Origin of the sequence: Tsukamurella sp. DT100 (assembly GCF_049844855.1) — a bacterium.
Taxonomy (GTDB): Bacteria; Actinomycetota; Actinomycetes; order Mycobacteriales; family Mycobacteriaceae; genus Tsukamurella.
Window position 1 is genome coordinate 676,751 of the sequence record NZ_JBNCLV010000001.1, and the last position, 20,572, is coordinate 697,322.

At 71.5% G+C, this 20,572-nt stretch carries 18 protein-coding genes; 9 read left to right on the top strand and 9 right to left on the bottom strand.

Going from position 1 to position 20,572, the window contains the following annotated elements; translation table 11 throughout:
• Positions 1-61: 61 nt before the first annotated feature.
• Complete coding sequence (locus tag ACLQ3K_RS03320; RefSeq protein WP_425996944.1) at positions 62-1,516, top strand: sugar porter family MFS transporter; 1,455 nt, start codon at positions 62-64, stop codon at positions 1,514-1,516.
• 28 nt (positions 1,517-1,544) lie between these two features.
• Positions 1,545-1,898: a universal stress protein gene (locus tag ACLQ3K_RS03325; protein WP_336672111.1), complete on the top strand. Its 354-nt coding sequence runs from the start codon at positions 1,545-1,547 to the stop codon at positions 1,896-1,898.
• 6 nt (positions 1,899-1,904) lie between these two features.
• Here ACLQ3K_RS03325 and ACLQ3K_RS03330 read toward each other — a convergent pair whose 3' ends face one another.
• Positions 1,905-2,678, bottom strand: a complete 774-nt coding sequence (locus ACLQ3K_RS03330) for a fumarylacetoacetate hydrolase family protein (protein WP_425996946.1) — start codon at positions 2,676-2,678, stop codon at positions 1,905-1,907.
• 90 nt (positions 2,679-2,768) lie between these two features.
• On the opposite strand from ACLQ3K_RS03330, the gene ACLQ3K_RS03335 reads away from it, so the two are divergent.
• Positions 2,769-3,998: an MFS transporter gene (locus ACLQ3K_RS03335; RefSeq protein WP_425996948.1), complete on the top strand. Its 1,230-nt coding sequence runs from the start codon at positions 2,769-2,771 to the stop codon at positions 3,996-3,998.
• Between the two features lie 104 nt (positions 3,999-4,102).
• Here ACLQ3K_RS03335 and ACLQ3K_RS03340 read toward each other — a convergent pair whose 3' ends face one another.
• The 3 genes from ACLQ3K_RS03340 to ACLQ3K_RS03350 are packed head-to-tail and all read right to left on the bottom strand — an operon-like array spanning position 4,103 to position 8,155.
• Positions 4,103-5,122, bottom strand: coding sequence for a 3-isopropylmalate dehydrogenase (locus ACLQ3K_RS03340; RefSeq protein WP_425996950.1), 1,020 nt, complete (start codon positions 5,120-5,122; stop codon positions 4,103-4,105).
• Positions 5,119-6,705 carry a phosphoglycerate dehydrogenase gene (gene serA / locus ACLQ3K_RS03345; RefSeq protein WP_224646762.1) on the bottom strand — a complete coding sequence of 529 codons (1,587 nt, stop codon included), beginning with the start codon at positions 6,703-6,705 and terminating at the stop codon, positions 5,119-5,121. Before serA ends, ACLQ3K_RS03340 begins: the two co-directional genes overlap by 4 nt.
• 13 nt (positions 6,706-6,718) lie before the next feature.
• On the bottom strand, positions 6,719-8,155 hold the full coding sequence (locus ACLQ3K_RS03350) for an MFS transporter (RefSeq protein WP_425996952.1): 1,437 nt from the start codon (positions 8,153-8,155) through the stop codon (positions 6,719-6,721).
• A gap of 153 nt (positions 8,156-8,308) precedes the next feature.
• On the opposite strand from ACLQ3K_RS03350, the gene ACLQ3K_RS03355 reads away from it, so the two are divergent.
• Together ACLQ3K_RS03355 and ACLQ3K_RS03360 are read left to right on the top strand one after the other, a co-directional pair.
• A complete protein-coding gene (locus tag ACLQ3K_RS03355) occupies positions 8,309-9,529 on the top strand; it encodes an LLM class flavin-dependent oxidoreductase (protein ID WP_425996954.1) in 1,221 nt (406 codons plus the stop codon).
• 9 nt (positions 9,530-9,538) lie between these two features.
• Positions 9,539-10,903 (top strand): NtaA/DmoA family FMN-dependent monooxygenase, encoded by a 1,365-nt coding sequence (locus tag ACLQ3K_RS03360; RefSeq protein WP_425996956.1) that lies wholly within the window; start codon positions 9,539-9,541, stop codon positions 10,901-10,903.
• Here ACLQ3K_RS03360 and ACLQ3K_RS03365 read toward each other — a convergent pair.
• On the bottom strand, positions 10,900-12,120 hold the full coding sequence (locus tag ACLQ3K_RS03365; RefSeq protein WP_425996958.1) for a helix-turn-helix domain-containing protein: 1,221 nt from the start codon (positions 12,118-12,120) through the stop codon (positions 10,900-10,902). The genes ACLQ3K_RS03360 and ACLQ3K_RS03365 overlap by 4 nt on opposite strands.
• Before the next feature lie 148 nt (positions 12,121-12,268).
• Between ACLQ3K_RS03365 and ACLQ3K_RS03370 the strand changes: the two genes are divergently transcribed.
• From ACLQ3K_RS03370 to ACLQ3K_RS03385, 4 genes are read left to right on the top strand one after another with little or no spacing between them, the layout of a single operon-like run.
• Positions 12,269-13,741, top strand: coding sequence for a class I adenylate-forming enzyme family protein (locus ACLQ3K_RS03370; protein WP_425996960.1), 1,473 nt, complete (start codon positions 12,269-12,271; stop codon positions 13,739-13,741).
• A 27-nt stretch (positions 13,742-13,768) separates the two neighbouring features.
• The gene (locus tag ACLQ3K_RS03375) at positions 13,769-15,553 is read left to right on the top strand and encodes a DUF3556 domain-containing protein (RefSeq protein ID WP_425996962.1); all 1,785 of its coding nucleotides are present in this window, start codon (positions 13,769-13,771) and stop codon (positions 15,551-15,553) included.
• Positions 15,550-16,962, top strand: coding sequence for a phytoene desaturase family protein (locus ACLQ3K_RS03380; protein ID WP_425996963.1), 1,413 nt, complete (start codon positions 15,550-15,552; stop codon positions 16,960-16,962). Before ACLQ3K_RS03375 ends, ACLQ3K_RS03380 begins: the two co-directional genes overlap by 4 nt.
• Before the next feature lie 52 nt (positions 16,963-17,014).
• On the top strand, positions 17,015-17,338 hold the full coding sequence (locus ACLQ3K_RS03385) for a hypothetical protein (protein WP_425996965.1): 324 nt from the start codon (positions 17,015-17,017) through the stop codon (positions 17,336-17,338).
• Positions 17,339-17,356: 18 nt separating this feature from the next.
• Here the strand turns inward: ACLQ3K_RS03385 and ACLQ3K_RS03390 are convergent, their stop codons facing one another.
• The 4 genes from ACLQ3K_RS03390 to ilvC all read right to left on the bottom strand — a co-directional run bounded on the left by ACLQ3K_RS03390 (position 17,357) and on the right by ilvC (position 20,564).
• Entirely contained in the window at positions 17,357-18,364 is a 1,008-nt protein-coding gene (locus tag ACLQ3K_RS03390; RefSeq protein WP_425997125.1) for an AurF N-oxygenase family protein, read from the bottom strand.
• Positions 18,365-18,462: 98 nt separating this feature from the next.
• A complete protein-coding gene (locus tag ACLQ3K_RS03395) occupies positions 18,463-18,831 on the bottom strand; it encodes a DoxX family protein (RefSeq protein WP_425996967.1) in 369 nt (122 codons plus the stop codon).
• On the bottom strand, positions 18,828-19,427 hold the full coding sequence (locus ACLQ3K_RS03400; protein WP_425996969.1) for a TetR/AcrR family transcriptional regulator: 600 nt from the start codon (positions 19,425-19,427) through the stop codon (positions 18,828-18,830). Before ACLQ3K_RS03400 ends, ACLQ3K_RS03395 begins: the two co-directional genes overlap by 4 nt.
• Before the next feature lie 90 nt (positions 19,428-19,517).
• Complete coding sequence (gene ilvC / locus ACLQ3K_RS03405) at positions 19,518-20,564, bottom strand: ketol-acid reductoisomerase (RefSeq protein ID WP_224646823.1); 1,047 nt, start codon at positions 20,562-20,564, stop codon at positions 19,518-19,520.
• Positions 20,565-20,572 lie beyond the last annotated feature (8 nt).

A 20,572-nucleotide genomic window follows, 5' to 3' on the forward strand; every position in this document is an offset into this window, starting at 1 on the left:
GTCAAACAGGCTCGCGGTCTGCTGTGATGTTCCTCACGCGGACAGCGGGAAGGACTCCAGAATGACGGACGGACGCACCAGCACGCCGGAGGACCGAACAGCCCTGCCGGCCCTCAGACCCGGCCCCCACCAGCGGCGGATGGACCTGGTCGCGGTCGTCGCGACCTTCGGCGGGCTGCTCTTCGGCTACGACACCGGCGTGCTCAACGGCGCGCTGGAGCCGATGAAGCACGACCTGGGGCTGACCACGACGACCGAGGGCCTGGTGGTCAGCACCCTGCTCATCGGGGCCGCCGTCGGGGCGCTGGTCTGCGGCCGGCTCGCCGACGCCATCGGGCGCAGGAAGACCATGATCATCCTCGCGGTGGTCTTCTTCGTCGGCACGCTCGGCGCCGTCTTCGCGAACGACCTGGCGGTGATGCTGCCGGCCCGGTTCGTCCTCGGCCTCGCGGTCGGCGGCGCCTCGGTCGTCGTCCCCGTCTACCTGTCGGAACTGGCGCCCACGGAGCGACGCGGCACCCTCGGCGGCCGCAACGAGCTGGCCATCGTGATCGGCCAGCTGCTGGCCTTCGTGATCAACGCGATCATCGCCCGCGTGTGGCCCCCGCTCACCGACGCCAACCCCGACGGCCATCCCGGGGTGTGGCGGATCATGCTCGCGGTGTGCGCCGTGCCCGCCGTCTTCCTGTTCCTCGGCATGCTGCGGATGCCGGAATCGCCCCGCTGGTACATCTCGAAGGGCCGCGACGACGAGGCGCTCGCCGTGCTCATGCAGGTCCGCACCGAGGACCGCGCGCGGGCCGAGATGGCGGAGGTCGAGGAGCTCGCCCGCGAGGAGGAGGCCGCGCAGACCGGCGGCTGGGCCGACCTGGCGATCCCGTGGGTCCGCCGCATCATGCTCGCCGCCGTGATCCTCGCGATCGCCCAGCAGCTCACCGGCATCAACTCGGTGATGTACTACGGGACCGAGATGCTCAAGACCGCCGGCTTCAGCGACAGCGCGGCGCCGATCGCGAACATCTTCATGGGCGTCTCCGCGGTCGTCGGCAGCGCGGTCTGCCTGTTCTTCCTCATCGACCGCGTCCCCCGTCGCACGCTCATCATCGCGGGCATGATCGGCGTGACCGTCTGCCACGGCCTCACCGTGCTGTCGGCGCTGATCCTGCCCGACGGCAAAGTGCAGGCCTACGCCGTCCTGATCTTCGTCGCCCTGTTCGTGCTCGCCATGCAGACGGCGCTGAACGTGCCCGTGTGGGTATGCCTGTCCGAGCTCTTCCCGCTGCGGCTGCGCGGCTTCGGCATGGGCCTGTCAGTACTGGTCCTGTGGCTGACGAACGCCCTCGTCGGGCAGCTCTTCCCCACCCTGATCAAGGTCGGTGGCATCGTCGGTACGTACGGCACGTTCTTCGTGGTGTGCGCCCTGTTCGGCGTCCTGATCTACAAGACCCTGCCCAACACCAGCGGCCGCTCCCTGGAGGACTTGGAGGAGTCCTTCTCCGGCGGCGACTTCCGCTGACCGGATCGTTCTCGACACGAGGAGCATCATGACCATCATCGTCGCGGTCCCCGGCACCACCGAAGGCCCCGTCGCCCTGCGCGCCGGCATCGAGGAGGCGAGATCCCTCGGCACCGATCTCGTGGCCGTAAACCTCGGCATCGCCAAGCTCGACGTCTCGGGCGTCGACGGGGACGTCGCCATCACCGTCGTGGAGCGGACGGGGCGCGGCGACCGCGACCCCGTCGACGCCGTGCTCGACGAGATCGACGAGCGCGGCGCGACCCGCCTCGTGATCGCGGTCCGCCGCCGATCGCTGGTGAGCAAGGCCGTTCTCGGCAGCGTCAGTCAGCGGCTGATCCTGAACTCGCCGATCCCCGTGCTCGCCGTCAAGGCCGACTGAACGGCGTCAGCGGTCCTCGGCGAGGCTGGTCAGCGTGCCGATGCCCTCGACGGTGACGGCGACGTGCTGGCCGGCGGTGATGGGGCCGACGCCCTCCGGGGTCCCGGTGAGGATGACGTCGCCCGGCAGCAGAGTCATCACGGACGAGATCCACTCGACGATGTCGCCGATGGAGTGGATCATCAGCGACGTGCGCGAGTCCTGCTTGATCTGGCCGTCGAGCTCGGTGTAGATCCGCGCGTCCGACGGGTCGAACTCCGTCTCGATCCACGGGCCGAGCGGGCAGAAGGTGTCGTAGCCCTTACCGCGGGTCCACTGGCCGTCGTGGCGCTGCTGATCGCGGGCGGTCACGTCGTTCGCCACGGTGTAGCCGAGGATGACGTCCTTCGCGCGGGCGGCGGGGACGTCGCGGCAGGGCTGGCCGATGACCACGGCCAACTCGCCCTCGTAGTCCACCTGCTCGGAGCTGCGCGGCAGCTTGATCGGCGCCAGCGGGCCGATGATCGACGTGTTGGGCTTGATGAAGATCACGGGATCCTTGGGCGCCTCGCCGCCCATCTCCGCCGCGTGCGCCGCATAGTTCTTGCCGATGCAGACCACCTTGCTGGCGAGGATCGGCGCCAGCAGGCGCACGTCGTCGAGCGCCCAACTGCGGCCGGTGAACTCCGGTGTGCCGAAAGGGTGCTCGGAGATCTCGCGGGCCCGGGCCCCGTGCTCCGGGTCACCCTCGATGGCCGCGAACGCGACCCCGTCACTGCTGGCGATTCGTGCAAGGCGCATGTCGCGAGCCTACCGTTCGACTCCGATACTTCGATCCACTAGGCTTCGTCTCAAATAGTAAGCATGTCGTCTCACTAGTTGGGAGTAGCGATGGAGATGTCCGCCGCCCGCCGCTGGTGGATCCTGGTGGTCTCGATGACCGCCGCGATCACCACCACCGCCGCCGTGAACTGCACCGCGTTCCTCCTCCCCCAGCTCATCCAGGGCGGCCTGAGCCCGCAGCGCGCCGGGCTGTTCGCGGCCGCCGCGCCCGCCGGCCTGCTGCTCACCACGATCCTGTGGGGCGTCATGATCGATCGCTACGGCGAGCGCCGCGTCCTGCTGATCAGCATGGCCGGAGCCGTGGTCGGCCTGGCGGCGGCCGTCGCGGCGTTCGCGGCGCACGCCCCGTTGTACGTCGCGGCCGTCGCGCTCTTCGGCGCCTCCGCCATGGCGGCGAGCGGCAACGGAGCGAGCGGCCGCATCGTCGTCGGCTGGTTCCCGGCGTCCAGTCGCGGGACGGCGATGGGGATCCGGCAGACCTCGCAGCCCCTGGGCATCGCGCTCCTGTCGCTGACGATGCCACTGCTGGCGAGCCGCGCCGGACTCACCGCCGCGATGCTCGTCCCGCTCGCCGTCGCCGTGGTCTCCGTGGTGCTGGTGTGGGCGTTCATCGTCGATCCGCCCCGGCCCGAGACCGGCCCCGCGGCCGCGGACGCCCGGTCGAACCCCTACCGCGAGGACTCCTTCCTGGTCCGCATCCACGCGGTCTCGCTGCTGCTGGTGCTGCCGCAGGGCGCGATCTGGACCTGGGGCATCACGTGGCTGATCGTCGGACTGCACTGGGCGCCCGCGACGGCGGGGCTCCTGATCTCGGCGAGCCAGCTGCTGGGCGCGGGCGGGCGGATCGCGGCGGGCGCGTGGTCGGACCGGCTGGGCTCGCGGACCGCGCCGATCACCTGGATCGCCCTCGCCGCCGCAGCGTCGATGGCCGGACTCGGCGCGCTCGCCGCGATCGGCTCGCCCCTCGCCGTCGTCGTCCTGCTGATCGCCTCGGTGGTCACCGTCGCCGACAACGGCCTCGCGTTCACCGCGATCGCCGAGAGGGCGGGGCCGTTCTACAGCGGGCGCGCCCTCGGGATCCAGAACACGGGCCAGTTCGCCGCCACGACCGCGGCCGGGCCGATCCTCGGCGCCCTGATCCACGCGACGAGCTTCGGCGCCGCCTTCGCCATCGTCGCCCTGGCCCCGCTGCTGGCCTATCCGCTCGTCCCCTCCGACGCGAAGCCCGCGGACGTGCCGGAACTCCCGGCGGAAGCACCGTCGTTGCCCCAGAAATGACTTAACAGCGTTAGCCCAGGACGTTTCCTGGGGAAACGCCTGCAGCTAACGCTGTTACGTCGGGGATGGGCGCGACGATGCCCCCGGCGGAGGCGGCCGCCGGGTTACGCGGTGAGCGCGGCGGCGATGCGGTCGCCGACCTCGGTGGTGCGGATCGGGGCGTCGCCGCGGGCTGCGAGGTCGGCCGTCACGGCGGCCTCGATGCGCTGCGCGCCGTCCTCGTTCCCGAGGTGCCGCAGGAGCATCGCGGCCGACAGGATGGCCGCGGTGGGATCCGCGACGCCCTGGCCGACGATGTCCGGGGCGCTGCCGTGCACGGGCTCGAACATCGACGGGTTGGTGCCCGTCGCGTCGATGTTGCCCGACGCCGCCAGGCCGATGCCGCCGGAGATCGCGCCGGCCTCGTCGGTGAGGATGTCGCCGAAGAGGTTGTCGGTGACGATCACGTCGAACCGCGACGGGTCCGTGACCAGGTAGATCGTGGCGGCGTCGATGTGGCTGTAATCCACGGCGACGTCGGGGAACTCGGTCGCCACCTCGTCGACGGTGCGCTGCCACAGCGAGCCGCCGAAGACGAGCACGTTGGTCTTGTGCACCAGCGTCAGCTTCTTCCGCCGGGTGCGCGCCAGCTCGAAGGCGAAGCGCACCACGCGCTCCGCGCCGAACCGGGTGTTGACCGAGGTCTCGTTGGCGACCTCCTGCGGGGTGCCGACGCGGATCGCGCCGCCGTTACCGGTGTACGCGCCCTCGGTGCCTTCGCGGACCACGACGAAGTCGATCTCGCCCGGGTTCTTCAGCGGCGACTCGACGCCCGGGAAGAGCTTCGACGGGCGCAGGTTCACGTGGTGATCCAGCGCGAACCGCATCTTCAGCAGCAGGCCGCGCTCGAGCACGCCCGGCGGGACCTTGCGCGGGTCGCCGATGGCGCCGAGCAGGATCGCGTCGTGCTCGCGCAGCGACGCCAGGTCCTCGTCGGTGAGCAGCTCGCCGTTGCGCTCGTAGCGGCGCGCGCCCAGGTCGTAGTCGGTGGTCTCGATCTCGCCGACCACCGCGCGCAGCACCTTGAGCGCCTCCGCCGTCACGTCGGGGCCGATGCCGTCCCCGCCGATCACCGCGAGCTTCACGACAGGTCCACCTGCGCGATGGTGGTGGCGGCGACCGCGTCGCCGATGGCCTGCTGCACCTCGGCCGAGACGGGCTGGCTGACGCGCAGCAGCACCGTCGCGCCCGCACCCTCGGCGTCTTGGCTCAGCGCCGCGGCCTGGATGTCGATGCCGGCGTCGCCGAGCAGCGTGCCGATCTTGCCCAGCGAGCCCGGCTGATCGCCGTAGGCGATGAACAGGTTCAGGCCCTCGGCGCGCAGGTCGAAGTTGCGGCCGTTGATGTTGGTGACCTTCTCGACGCGGCTCAGGCCCGAGAGCGTGCCCGCGACGTTCTGGACGGTGCCGTCGCCGTACACGGCGCGCACGTCGACCAGGCTGCGGTGGTTGGGGCTCTCCGAGACCTTCTCCAGCTCGACGGTGACGCCGCGCTCCTCCGCGAGGGCGGGGGCGTTGACGAAGGTGACGGCGTCCTCGATGACGGCCGAGAACAGGCCGCGCAGCGCCGAGAGCTGCAGGATGTCGACGTTCTCGCTGGCCAGCTCGCCGCGGACGGTGACGCCGATCTTCTCCGGCAGCTGCCCGGGCAGGCCGCCCAGCAGCACACCCAGCTTGCGGGTGAGCTCGAGCCAGGGCGCGACCTCCTCGTCGACGGCACCGCCCTTGACGTTGACGGCGTCCGGGACGAACTCGCCGGCCAGTGCCAGGCGGACGCTCTTGGCGACGTCGGTGCCGGCGCGGTCCTGGGCCTCCGAGGTCGAGGCGCCGAGGTGCGGGGTCACGACGACCTGCGGCAGCTCGAACAGCGGGCTGTCGGTGCAGGGCTCGGTCTCGAAGACGTCGAGGCCGGCGCCGAAGACGTGACCCGAGGTGATGGCGTCCGCGAGGGCCTGCTCGTCGATGAGGCCGCCGCGGGCCGCGTTGACGATGACGACGCCCTTCTTGGTCCGGGCGAGGGCCTCGCGGCCGATCAGGCCCTTGGTCTCGGGGGTCTTCGGGAGGTGCACCGAGATGAAGTCGGCGCGCTCGAGCAGCTCGTCCAGCGTGAGCAGCTCGATGCCGAGCTGCGCGGCGCGGGCCGGGCTGACGTAGGGGTCGTACGCCACGATCTTGGTCTCGAAGGCGGCGAGGCGCTGCGCGACGAGCTGGCCGATGCGGCCCATGCCGACGACGCCGACGGTCTTGCCGAGGATCTCGACGCCGTTGAAGGCGCTGCGCTTCCAGGTGTGCTCGCGCAGGGTCTTGTCCGCGGCGGGGATCTGGCGGGCGGTGGCGAGCATCAGCGCGACGGCGTGCTCGGCCGCGGTGTGGATGTTCGACGTGGGCGCGTTGACCACGAGGACGCCGCGCTCGGTGGCGGCGGGCACGTCCACGTTGTCGAGACCGACGCCCGCGCGGGCGACGATCTTGAGCTTGGTGGCGGCGGCGAGGACCTCCGCGTCGACGGTGGTCGCGGAGCGCACGAGCAGCGCGTCGGCCTCGGGGACCGCGGCGAGCAGCGCGGGGCGGTCGGGGCCGTCGACCCACTTCACCTCGACGTCGTCACCGAGCGCCTCCACTGTCGACGGTGCCAGCTTGTCGGCGATCAATACCACGGGACGGGTCACTTGCGCTCCTCATTCACGGTGCCGGTTGCACCGTCAGCTTAGTGACCTGGTGCTCGGCGGAACTCGGGCGGGTCGCGCGGCGCCGCGCATCGAGCACCGCGCAGCCGAGCCCCGCGACGAACATCGCGAGGCACAACGCCAGCGCGAGAACCAGTCCGCCCGCGTCGTGCGGGCGGGCCAGGTACAGGCCCGACGTCGCGGTGAGCGCCACTGTCGCCGACAGCCGCTGGACCAGCTGGAGGAAGCCCGCCGCCACGCCGTTCGCCGCGGGCGGGGCGTACTCCAGCGTCAGGGCCCGGTTGGGGGCGTCGACGAGGCCCGACGCCACGCCCAAGGCGGTCGACAGGGCCGCGACCACGATCAGCACGCCCGGGCCGCTGAGCACGCCGACTGCGCTCACGTAGGCGACGACGATCACGGCCTCGGCGACCAGCGCCCAGACCACCGTCGCCCGGCCTAACCGCGCGGCGACCCGCCACCCGATCCCGGAGGACGCCGCCATGGCCAGACCGCCTCCCACCAGCACCAGGGCCGCCTGCAGCGCGCTGAGCCCCTCGCGCTCGATGAGGTACATCGTGAGGACGGTGTTCGCGGACAGCGCCGCACCGAAGTAGAAGGTCGCCACACCGGCACCGAGGGTGAAGCCGCGCGCGGCCAGGAGCTCGGGGACGAGCACCGGGGTACCGCCGCGGCGCGCGTAGCCGCGCTCCCAGCGCACGAGGAGCACGACGACCGCTCCGGCCGCGACGACGCAGGCGCCCGTTCCGGCCGCTCCGAGGCGGGCGACGAGCGGGATCAGCACCAGCAGCACCGCGACGGCCAGCAGCGCGAGCCCGACGAGGTCGAACCGGGCCGCGCCGCGCGGCGCACCGTCGCGCCGCAGGAACACCGCGGCACCCACCAGCGCGAGCACCCCGAACGGGACGTTGAGCGCGAGCGCCCACCGCCAGCCGGTCTCCTCCCCCGCCAGGCCGAGCACCAGGCCCCCGGTCACCGGCCCGGCCACGCCCGCCAGCCCGATCGCCACGCCGTAGGCGGCGAGCGCGCGGGCCCGGAGCACCCCGGTGAACCGATCGGCGATGATGCCCAGCACCTGCGAGCTGATGACGCCGGCGGCGACGCCCTGCAGCATGCGCGCGGCGACGACCTGCCAGGCCCCGTCCGCGAGGGCGGAGACCAGCGCCGACGACGAGAACACCGCGACCCCGCCCAGGAACAGCCTGCGCCGGCCCAGCACGTCGCCGAGTCGGCCCGCCGGAACCAGTGCCAGCCCGAAACCCAGGGAGTAGGCGGCGAGCACCCATTGGGTCTGCCCGGGGGTGGCGTCGAGCTGCGCGCGCAGCGCGGGGAGGGAGACCGCCACCGCACCCGAATCGAGCAGCGTCGCGAACCCCGCGAGGCAGCACACCAGTACCTCCCACCGGGAGCGGCCCCGCGGCCTCGCCCGCACGGATCCCCCGTTTCGCAACGTCTCCACGACGGATGCAAACCCGTGGTGGCCGTGGACATTTCCCCCGGATCGGGATGATCCGAATCGTTGACGCCGGACGGGCACGGGACGAACGTGAGTGTCCAGATCCGATCACCACGAGACGGGAACCACATGGCGCAGAACGCATCCTCCTCCGCGGACCGGCCGACGGGAGGGGCGCCGGAGCTGCATCTCGGCGTCGCGCTGGACGGCGCCGGATGGCACCCGGCGGCCTGGCGCGAACCCAATGCGCGGCCGCGGGAACTCGGCTCGGCGGCGTACTGGACCGACCTCGCGACCGAGGCGGAGACCGGGCTGCTCGACTTCGTGTCGATCGAGGACACCCTGCGCGTGCCGTCGCACGACGTCGGCCGGGTCCGCAGTCGCGTCGACGCGCACCTCATCGCCGCGCTGATCGCCCCGTCGACCTCCCACATCGGCCTGATACCGACTGTGACGACCACGCACACCGAGCCCTTCCACGTCTCCACCGCGATCGCGACCCTCGACTACACCTCGCGCGGCCGCGCGGGCTGGCAGCCGCGCATCTCGCCGACCGCGGCCGAGGCGGCGCATTTCGGGCGCCGGACCATCGCGGACCCGACGCCCGCCGAGCTCGCCGGATCGCAGCCGTCGCAGGCCCTCGTCGACCTGTTCGACGAGGCCGCCGACGCCGTCGAGGTCGCCCGCCGCCTGTGGGACAGCTGGGAGGACGACGCGGAGATCCGCGACGTCGCGACGCGCCGCTTCATCGACCGGGACAAGCTGCACCGCGCGGACTTCTCCGGGCGCTTCTTCTCGGTCCGCGGGCCGTCGATCACGCCGCGACCGCCCCAGGGGCAGCCGGTGGTAGCGGCGCTGGGACACGCTCCGGTTCCGTACGAGTTCGCCGCCCGCGCCGCCGATCTACTGTTCGTGACCCCCACCCTCGCGGACGGGCCCGCCCCCGTCCTCGCCCTGGTCGACGAGGCCGCCCGGCGCGTGGGGCGCGACGGGGAGCGGCTGCGGGTGTACGCCGATGTGGTCGTGTTCCTCGACAGCGGAACCGAATCCGGCACCGAGCGCCTGGCCCGGCTCGACGCGGACGCCGGATCCCCGTTCACCTCCGACGCCGCGATCTTCGCCGGCTCCGCGGACGACCTCGCCGACCTGCTCCTCGACTGGTCGGAAGCCGGCGTGGACGGGGTGCGCCTGCGCCCCGGCGCGCTGCCCGACGACCTCACCGCGATCACCCGCCGCCTGGTCCCCGCGCTGCAGGCGCGCGGCCGATTCCGCACGGAGTACCCCGACGGTCCGCTCCGCGCCCTGCTGGGCCTGCCGTCGACCGTCCCCAACCGCTACGCGACCGTCTGAGGAGACGCCATGAGCGAGAACAAGAAGCACGTCATCCTGGGCGCCTACCTGGGCGGGGTGAACCACCACACGGCGTGGTGGCACCCGGACGCGGGAAGCCAGATCGACTTCAGCAGCTTCGAACACACGGCGCGCACCGCCGAGCGGGGCCGGTTCGACTTCTTCTTCCTCGCCGAGGGCCTGATCCTGCGCGAGCGCGCCGGGCAGGTCTTCGACCAGGACATCATCGGACGCCCCGACACCTTCACCGTGCTGGCGTCGCTGGCCGCCGTCACGCAGCACCTGGGCCTCGCCGGCACCGTCAACGCGACGTTCAACGAGCCCTATGAGCTGGCGCGCCGGTTCGCGAGCCTGGACCAGCTCTCCGGCGGCCGCGCCGCGTGGAACGTGGTGACCTCCTTCGACGCGTTCACCGGCCAGAACTTCCGGCGCGGCGGCTACCTGGACCCGGCCGACCGGTACGTGCGCGCCGAGGAGACCCTCGAGGCGGTCCGGGCGCTGTGGGACAGCTGGGGCGAGGCCGAGCCCCTGGCGGACAAGACCGGCGGCCGCTTCGTCGCCGATCCGGGCACCGGCGACTTCGGCATCCGCGGCGAGCAGTTCGACATCGAGGGCACGTTCACCGTGCCGCGCAGCCCGCAGGGCCGCCCGGTGGTCCTGCAGGCGGGCGTCTCGCCGCAGGGCCGGCAGTTCGCCGCCGCGAACGCCGACGCGATCTTCTCCCCCTACGGCAAGCTCCCCGAGGCCGCGGATTTCTACCGCGACATCAAGTCCCGCGCGGTGGCCGCGGGCCGCAACGCCGACGACATCAAGATCCTGCCGTCCGCGAGCTTCGTCCTCGGCGACACCCCGGCGGACGCCGCCGAGAAGCACCGCGAGGTGGTGCACGGTCAGGTGACCGGGCAGACGGCCCTGATCCTGTTGGAGCAGATCTGGAACCGCGACCTGTCGGACGTCGACCCCGACGGCCCGGTCCCCGCCATCGATCCCGACCCGGAGGCGCCGCCGATCATCCAGGGGCGCGCCTTCGTGCACCAGGACCGGTTCGCGACCGCGCAGCGGCTGCGCGAGGTCGGCGAGGCGAAGAAGCTGTCGCTGCGCGAGGTGGTGATCGACCAGTTCGAGCGCGGGCCGCTGATCGGCACGCCGGAGCAGGTCGCCGCGCAGATCGACGATTTCGTCCAGCAGGACGGGTCCGACGGCTTCATCCTCGGCTCGCACCTGGTGCCGACCGGGCTCGACGAGTTCGTCGATCGCGTCGTGCCGCTGCTGCAGGACCGCGGGGTCCTGCGGGCCGACTACGCCGAGGCGAGCACGCTGCGCGACAACCTGGGGCTCCCGGTGCCGCACCGCCGAGTGCAGGCGCGCACCTAGCCCGCTCCGAAGATCCGACGCACCGCGAGCGCCACCTCGACGTCGAGCCGGTCGTCGCCGATCTCGCGGCCCCGCCGCGCCACCGCGCGGCGCACCCGGTACTTCACCGAGTTGGCGTGCAGGAGCTGCTGTTCTGCGGTGGCCTTGAAGCTACCGCCGGTGCGCAGGAAGATCTCGAGCGTGCTGCGCAGGCGCTCGTCGGCGGCGGACACCCCGGTCAGCTCCCCGAGCACGCCGTCGGCCCAGGCCCGCGCCGCGGCGACGTCGTGTGCGACGAGGGCCGCCAGGCCGACCCCGGGATCCGTCGCGACCAGCAGCCGCGCGTCCGTCGCGTCCGCCACCCGCCGCACCTCGCGCGCCGCCCGGTTCGTCGCGCGGAAGCCCTCGAGCCCTTCCCGCGGCGGCCCGAACACGACGCGCGGCGCCTCCGGATCGGCGGCGGCGTACGCCCGGGCGGCGCCGATCGCCGCCTCGCCGTCGGCGACCGGCAGCCACGCCCACGCGGTGAGCCGGTCGACCGCGACCGTGAGCGGCGGCGCGGCGGCGCCCGCCGCCGCCCCGAGCTCGCGGAGGAAGCGCTCGATCCGCTCGACCTCGTCGACGCCCTCGGCGTACCAGACGACCATCCCGATGTGGGTGGCGCGCAGGGGGTACCGGATGCTCGCGGACGCCGCGGCCACGCTCGGCACCTCGCCGTCGAGAACCTCGAGGACGCGCACCGTCCGCGCACCGCTGCGGGCGTCCACCCACGCCGCGCGCTCGGTCTCGTACTCGTCGAGGACGCGGCGGGTGACGACGTCGTTGTAGTCGAAGGACCAACCCACCAGCCAGCGCATCGCTGCCTCACGCAGGTCCTGCTCCACCCCGGCCTCCGCGTCGACGGCGTCGCCGATGAGGGCGATCATCGTCTGCTGGCCCAGGTAGTAGGCGCGGACGAGAGACGTCGCGGCCATGCCGCGCTGCGCCACGCGGCGCGGGTACTCGAGCGCGGCCAGCGGGACCTCGACCCGCTCCACCGGGACGTCGAGCACGATGGCGTGGGTCACGTTCTCGACGTTGGCCTCGACGCTCGCGGCCAACGCGCCGAGGATCGCGTCGTCGGCTCGCAGGTCGGGGAGGTCCGCGGCGATCCTCTCGGTCATGGCGTCCGACACCGCGCGCCGGGACGCCGCGCTCAGCAGCCGGGCGATCAGCCTGCGCGGCGCGTCGGGTTCCATCACCAAATCCTAGCGACGATTCCGGCCCGGTCATCGACGAATTCGTCCTGTGAGGACGAATGTGCGGTCACATCTCGTCGCCGGTGGACGATGTGACCCCGGTCACGGGCGACCTACCGTGGATGCACCCACCGGACTAGGAGCCACCGTGACGCACGACTTCACCACCTTCGCCCACCTGCCCGCGGCGCGTGCCGCCGCGGGCCCGCACGCGCCCGCGGTCGCCGACGACGCCGTCGACCTCGACAACGCCGCCTTCGACGGTGCCGTGCGGAGCGCCGCCGCCGCCCTGCGCGCGGCCGGCGTCGGCCCCGGGGACGTGGTCGCGGTGAAGCTGCCGAACACGGCGCTGCTCGTGGTCACGCTGTTCGCGTCCTGGTACCTGGGCGCGGCCGCGACCCCGATCAATCCGTACCTCGCGCAGCCCGAGGTCGAGTACCAGGTGCAGGATGCGGGCGCGGCGGTCCTGGTCACCGATACCGGCGCGCCGGCCGGGGTCGCGGTGATCGCCGCCGACGCGCTGCTCGGGCACGCGCCCGACACCACGGAGCCTGTGGCCGCGCCGTCGGACCTCGCGCTGCTGATCTACACCTCCGGCACGACGGGGCGCCCGAAGGGCGTGATGCTCGACCACGCGAACCTGGTCGCGATGAGCGAGATGTCCTCCGCGGCCTTCGACTTCGACGCCGACGATCACAGCCTGCTGATCCTGCCGCTGTTCCACGTCAACGCCATCGTGGTCTCGACGCTCAATCCCCTCCGCGGCGGCGGTCGCGTGACCATCGCGGGCCGATTCGACCCGCGCACCTTCTTCCAGGTTCTCGAGGAGACCGGCGCGACGTACTTCTCCGCGGTTCCCACGATCTACACGATGCTGGCGGGACTGCCGCCCGAGGTGCGGCCCGACCTGTCAAAGGTGCGCTTCGGCGTGTGCGGGGCCGCGCCCGCGAGCCGGGAACTGTTGGAGGGCTTCGAGGCCCGCTTCGGCTTCCCCCTGATCGAGGGCTACGGCCTGTCCGAGTGCACCTGCGCCGCGACGTGCAACCCGCTCGACGGGGTGCGCAAAGTGGGCAGCGTGGGGGTGGCGCTGCCCGGCCAGCGGGTCCGGATCGCCGGGCCCGACGGTGCCGACGTCCCCGTCGGCGAGCCGGGCGAGGTGCTGCTCGCGGGACCGAACATCATGCGCGGCTACCTCGGCCGGCCCGAGGAGACCGCGAAGACGATCGTCGACGGGTGGCTGCACACCGGCGACGTGGGCATCCTCGACGAGGACGGCTACCTCCGTCTCGTGGACCGAGCGAAGGACATGATCATCCGCGGCGGGGAGAACATCTACCCCAAGGAGATCGAGACCGCGGTGTACGGCGTGACCGGAGTCGCCGAGGCCGCGGTGATCGGCCGGCCGGACGCCAAGTACGGCGAACTGCCCGTGCTCTACGTCTCGGCCGCGCCGGGCGTGCGGCTCGACATCGACGCCCTCGCCGCGCACGCCCGCGAGCAGCTCGCGAAGTACAAGCAGCCCGTCGCGATCACCGTGCTCGACGCGCTGCCGAAGAACCCCGTCGGCAAGATCGACAAGCCCGCCCTGCGTCGCCTCGACGCCGCCGCCCCCACCGCCTGATCCGATTCCCCCGGAAGGACTTCTCTCATGGGATTCATGAAACCCGACCTCCCCGAGGTCGATCCGGCGGAGTTCATCACCCGCCCGCTCCAGGACCGCCTCCGCTTCGCCACCCAGCGCTGGGTGGACCACGGCTTCGGCACCCAGAAGGTCGCCTTCGTCATCTACGTCGTGAAGCTGCTGGTGCTGTACGCCTTCGGCGGCGTGCTCTTCGCCACCGCCACCTCGGGCCTGCACTTCTGGGAGGTCTCGACCTGGTGGAACCAGCCCATCGTGTACCAGAAGCTGGTGCTGTGGACCACCCTGCTCGAGGCCATCGGCGTCGCCGGCGCGTGGGGCCCGCTGACCTTCAAGATCAAGCCGATGACCGGTGGAATCCGGTTCTGGGCCCGCACCGGAACGATCCGGCTGCGCCCCTACACCTGGGTCCCGGGCACCACCGGGACGCGGCGCACCGCGCTCGACGTCGGCCTGTACTGGCTGCTGCTCGCCTCGCTGGTGCTGGGCATCGCGCTCCCCGGCGTGATCGTGACCGACTCGTCGCCGTACGAGCTGGTGGCGCCCTGGCTGATGATCGCCCCCGTCGCCCTGCTGGTCCTGATCGGCCTGCGGGACAAGACGATCTTCCTGGCCGCGCGCGGCGAGCAGTACATGCCCGCGCTGATCATGTTCGGGCTCCTGCCGCTGCTCTCCTTCGCCACGATGATCGTCGGACTGAAGCTGCTCATCGTCGTGGTCTGGGTGGGCGCCGGGATGTCGAAGATCGGCAAGCACTTCATCAATGTCATCCCCGTCATGGTGTCCAACTCCCCCTGCATGCCCTTCACGGGCCTGCGGCGCGCCCACTACCGCAACGCCCCGCACGACCTGCTGCCGTCGCGGCTCGCCAGGTTCATGGCGGAGGGGCTGGGCACGTTCGTGGAGATCGTCGCGCCGCTCATCCTTCTGTTCTCGATGAATCGGACGCTCACCGTGGTGTGCGCCGTGTTCATGGTCTGCTACCACCTGTTCATCATCTCCACCTTCCCGCTGGCGGTGCCGCTGGAGTGGAACCTGCTCTTCGCCTACACGGCGCTGTTCCTGTTCGTCGGATTTCCTGCGGAGGACGGCTATTCGGTGCTCGACATGTCCCCGTCGTGGCTGATCCTCGTCGTGCTGGCGGCGCTCCTGTTCTTCCCCGTGCTCGGCAACATCCGGCCCGACAAGGTGTCGTTCCTGCCCTCCCTCCGGCAGTACGCCGGCAACTGGGCGACGGGCATGTGGGCCTTCGCGCCCGGCGCCGAGGAGAAGCTGAACCGCGTACAGCGGCAGACGACGAACACCGTCGACCAGTTCGTCGCCACCGGCGTCACCCGCGAGTGGGCCGAGACGCTCATGAACATGGGCCTCGGCTGGCGGGCCCTGCACAGCAACGGTCGCGGCCTGTTCTCGACGCTGCTGAGCCACGTGCCCGACGTCGAGCAGCGCACGCTGCGTGAGGGCGAGCTGGTGTGCAACACCATGATCGGCTTCAACTTCGGCGACGGCCACCTGCACGACGAGACGCTCATCGCCGCGGTGCAGGAGCAGGCGGGCTTCGAGCCCGGCGAGCTGATCGTGGTCTGGGCCGAGTCCCAGCCCATCACCCGGTTCAGTCAGGACTTCAAGATCATCGACGCGGCCCTGGGTGTGGTGGCGCGCGGCAGGTGGAGCGTGACGGAGTGCGTCACGACGCAGCCCTGGTTGCCGGACGGCCCCGTCGCCTGCGAGATCACCTGGTCAGCGGACCACGACCGCTTCCCGCTCGGCACCGGGCTAGGCTCGCGGGCATGACCACCGGCACCGTCGTCGGCGGCGGACCCAACGGGCTCGCCGCCGCGATCACCCTCGCCCGCGCGGGCGTCGAGACCACGCTGCTGGAGGCCGGCGACACCGTCGGCGGCGGCCTGCGCTCCTTCGAGGCCATCGTGCCCGGCCTGATCCACGACCACTGCGCGGCGATCCACCCCATGGCCGTCGGCTCCCCGTTCCTCGCGACGATCGATCTCGTCCGGCGCGGCTTGCGCTGGCGCTCCGCCGAACTCGAGTGCGTGCACCCGCTCGACGACGGGACGGCCGGGGTGCTGCGGCGCACCGTCGGGGACACTGCCGAGGGGCTCGGGCCCGACGGTGCCGCCTGGCGGGCCCTGTTCGGCCGGCCGGTGCGGAACTTCGACAAGATCGGACCGGCGATGCTGGGGCCACTGCTGCGGGTGCCGCGGCACCCGGTGGCGCTGGCCGGATTCGGTGCACCCACTCCCCTGCCCGCGGCGGCGCTGGCCCGCGCCTTCCGCACTCCGCAGGCGCGCGGACTGTGGGGCGGGGTGGCGGCGCACGCCTTCCGGCCGCTACACGAGCCGATGAGCTCGGCGATCGGGAAGGGCATGCTCACGGCCGGTCACGCCTTCGGCTGGCAGGTGGCCGAGGGCGGATCGGGAGCGATCGCCGCCGCGCTGCTCGCCGAGTTCGAGGACCTGGGCGGCCGGGTGGAGACCGGCGTGCGGGTGACCGCGGCGAACCTGCCCGCCACCGACGTGACGCTGTTCGACCTGGACCCGCGCCAGGTGGCGGCGGTCCTCGGCGACCGGCTGCCCACCCGGGTGCGTCGCGCCTTCGGGCGCTTCCGGTACGGGCCGGGCGCGTTCAAGGTGGACTTCGCCGTCCAGCGCGGCGTGCCCTGGACCAACCCCGACGCCCGCCGCTCCAGCACCGTCCACCTCGGCGGCGAGTTCGCGGAGATCGCCGCGACGGAGAAGGCCATCGCTGCGGGACGGATGCCCGAGCACCCCTTCGTCCTGGTCGGCCAGCAGTACCTCGCCGACCCCTCGCGCAGCGTCGGCGACGTCCACCCCGTCTGGTCCTACGCCCACGTGCCGAGCGGCTACACCGGCGACGCCACCGAGGCGATCATCGCGCAGATCGAACGCTTCGCCCCCGGCTTCCGCGACCGGATCGTCGGCACCGCCGTCTGCTCCACCACCGAGATGTCCCGCTACAACGCCAACTTCGTCGGCGGCGACATCAACACCGGCTCCAAGGACCCGCTCCAGCTCGTCTTCGGGCCGCGCATCACGCTGCAGCCCTACGACCTCGGCGTGCCCGGCATGTACATCTGCTCCGCCGCCACGCCGCCCGGCCCCGCCGCCCACGGCATGTGCGGGCACCACGCCGCGTCGCGAGCGCTCGACCGGCTCGGCCGCTGAGCGCCAAGAAGTCCCTACGATCGGGGCACCGTCGCCCCGGAACGGAGATCACATGACCGAGATCCTGCTGCTGGTGCGGTCCGCCGCCGCGTCGCCCGAAGTGGAGGCCGAGTACAACGCCTGGTACGACGAGGTGCACGTGCCGCAGATCCTCGAGCGCGTGCCCGGCGTGACCTCGGCGCGGCGCTACCGCCTCGCCGACGCGCAGCTCACCCCGGCGGAGAAGCTGCCCGTCGCCTACCTGGCCGAGTACCGCATCGAGACCGACGATCCCGCGGCCTCGGCGGCCGCGCTCGGCGCGGCGCTCACCGACGGCACGCTGGACATGAGCCGGACCATCGCGCGGCCCGAGATCCTGTTCTACCGCCCGGCGTAGCGCTCCGCGGCGACCGGCCTACTGCGCGGCGTAGGCCGGCTCGCTGCGGAACCGGGAGATGCGGCCGTCGATGCCGCAGATCCGCCACATGAGCTTGCTCAGCGGGTTCATGAGGCCGCACTTCTCCGCCATCATCCGCACGTCGCCGAAGACGTCGCGCTTCATCTGCTGCGACTCGGGCGAGCGCCAGAAGATGTCCTTCTTCACCGACCGCGGCACGTCGAAGGTCTCCCAGAACTCCTTGGGCGGCATCATGATCATCGTGACCATCACGCGCATGGTGATCGGCAGCATGAGCGAGAGCACGAGCCGCGGGAAGGCGCCGCGGGCGGGGATCCGGTGCTCGAGCAGCTGGTGCGCGAAGCCGATGTGCCGGGCCTCCTCCGCCACGTGGATCTGCATGATCGAGCTCATGGCCGGGTGCTGCTCGGAGCCCGAGCGCAGGAACTGCTTCTGCAGGTGATCGATCGGCTCCTCACCGCCCAGCACCATCATGTAGAAGTACAGCGGCGTCATGGTCGCGAAGAGCGGCACGATCGGTGAGATGCGGCGCAGGAACCAGCTCCCGCCCGGGACGTCCATGCCCACACGATTGACGAACTCCTGGAACATCAGCGTGTGCTGGCACTCCTCCTTCGCCTCGTGCGTGGCGTAGCGGAACTCCGGCGAGTTGTTCGGCAGGGCCGCCGTGTACTGCATGATGCCCCGGATCAACATGGACTCGAACTGCAGTCCCACCTTCGCGACGTTCGCCTGGCGCCACATGCCGATCTCGATCTGCTTCGCCAGCGGCTGCGCCTGATACCAGGGATGCCGGCCGATCGGATCGAAGCGGGAGTCGCACACCCAGCGCGGATCGTCGGGGACGATCGCCAGCTCCGGGTCGTCCCACTCGATGTCGATGTACGGGTCGAAGTTCCGGCGCACCGACGCCTCGGAGAGGTCCGTCAGCGCCTGCTCGTACTCGGCCTGGCCGGGGAACGGGTTCCCCTGCGTGCGTCCCATGTGCGTGAGGGCCAGTCGCATCCACGTCTCGCTTCCGTCCGCAGCCATCGCCTTCGTGATAGCCGTTCGGGCCTACCCTATCACTATCAATCAGCAGTGCTGGTTTCTTCGGCGACGAGCTAGACGTAGGACAGGATCAGCACGCCCGTCGAGAAGGCGAGCATGCCGAGGCAGTTCACCCAGAAGGTCGAGCCGAGGAAACCCGCCCGGACGTGCGCGACCGCCGCGCACACGAAGTAGGCGACGACGCCGGCGTTGGCGGCGATCCCCACGCCCGGATAGTGCAGGCCGGCGAGCAGCCCCGCGACCGCGACCAGCTTGATCACGACGAGGGCCCACCACCAGTCCCGCGGGAACCGGACACCGTCGAGGCAGTCGCGGATGAAGGCGGGCGGGCGCACGGACATCAGCGCGTCGCCCAGCAGCACGGCGGCGAGCGCGACGGTGAGCCACGGCCAGTGCGGCGTATCGATGAAACCGGTGGTCATTGCGAAACTCCTTCTCCGAGGATCTGTCCGATCGCCTCGACGAGGCGCTCCGCCGCGGCCTCACGTGTGATCGCGCCGCCCGAGGTGGCGAACAGCAGGCCGATGTAGACGAAGTAGAGGGAGCGGGCCGCCGCACCGGGATCGGCGCACCCGGCTGCGGCGAAGACCTGCTCGAAGTCGGCCTGCAGCTCGTCGCCGAGGTCGCCGAAGGTGCGGGAGCGGTGCTCGCCCCGCGCGAGGACGGCGGCGTACTCGCGGGAGAGGTCACCGTCGGCGTTGAAGTAGGTGACGAACGGCCGGACGACCTCGACGAGGCGCACCGTCGCCTCGCCCGGCGTCAGCGGCGACAGTTGCTCCGAGGGCTCGCGCTGCGCGTGCACAGCCGCGATCCAGTCGTCGACGATCGCGATGAGCAGCGCATCCTTGTCGCCGACCGCCATCACCGTGCCGATACTGACGCCGGCGTCGGCGGCGATCCCGCGCACCGTCGTGCCCGCGAAGCCGTGCTCCCGAAAGGACCGGTCCGCCGCGGCGAGTACCCGCGCCCGGGTGCCGGCCTTCGCCTCCGCCCTCGACTGAACGTGTTCATTGAACATGTTCAGTACGATAGCGCGGGATCTCCGGACATGCAAGAGCCCCGTCGGACTCGGGGTCCGACGGGGCTCTCGACGTGACGCGGGTGAGACCTAGGCGGTCTCGGTGATCGGGCGATCGACCCAGCTCATCAGGTCGCGCAGCTTCTTGCCGGTGACCTCGATCGGGTGCTCGGCGTTCTCCTTGCGGAGGGCCTCGAGCTCCTTGTTGCCGCCCTCGACGTTCGCGACGAGGCGCTTGACGAAGGTGCCGTCCTGGATGTCCGTGAGGATGTCCTGCATGCGCTTCTTGGTGTCGGCGTCGATGACGCGCGGGCCCGAGAGGTAGCCGCCGAACTCCGCGGTGTCGGACACCGAGTAGTTCATGCGGGCGATGCCGCCCTCGTACATGAGGTCCACGATGAGCTTGAGCTCGTGCAGGCACTCGAAGTAGGCCATCTCGGGGGCGTAGCCCGCCTCGACCAGCACCTCGAAGCCCACCTTGACGAGCTCCTCGGTGCCGCCGCAGAGCACGGCCTGCTCACCGAAGAGATCCGTCTCGGTCTCCTCCTTGAACGTGGTCTTGATGACGCCGGCGCGGGCGCCACCGATCGCGGCGGCGTAGCTCAGGGCGAGCGCCTGGCCGTTGCCGGTCGGATCCTGGTCCACGGCGATGAGGGCGGGGACGCCCTTGCCGTCGACGAACTGACGACGCACCAGGTGGCCGGGGCCCTTCGGGGCGACCATCGCGACGGTGACGTTGGCCGGGGCCTCGATCAGCTTGAAGTGGATGTTGAGGCCGTGGCCGAAGAACAGCGCGTCGCCGTCCTTGAGGTTCGGCTCAATGTCGGCCTTGAAGATCTCGGCCTGCGCGGTGTCGGGCGCGAGCAGCATGATCACGTCGGCCCACGCGGCGACCTCGGCGGGCGTGCCGACCGTCAGGCCCTGCTCCTCGGCCTTGGCGCGCGACTTCGAGCCCTCCTTGAGGCCGATCCGCACGTCGACGCCGGAGTCGCGCAGGCTCAGCGAGTGCGCGTGCCCCTGCGAGCCGTAGCCGATGACGGCGACCTTCTTGCCCTGGATGATGGAGAGGTCGGCGTCCTCGTCGTAGAACAGTTCGATTGCCACTGTGGTTCGGTGTCCCTTCTTGGTTTTCTGCAGTAGTGAAG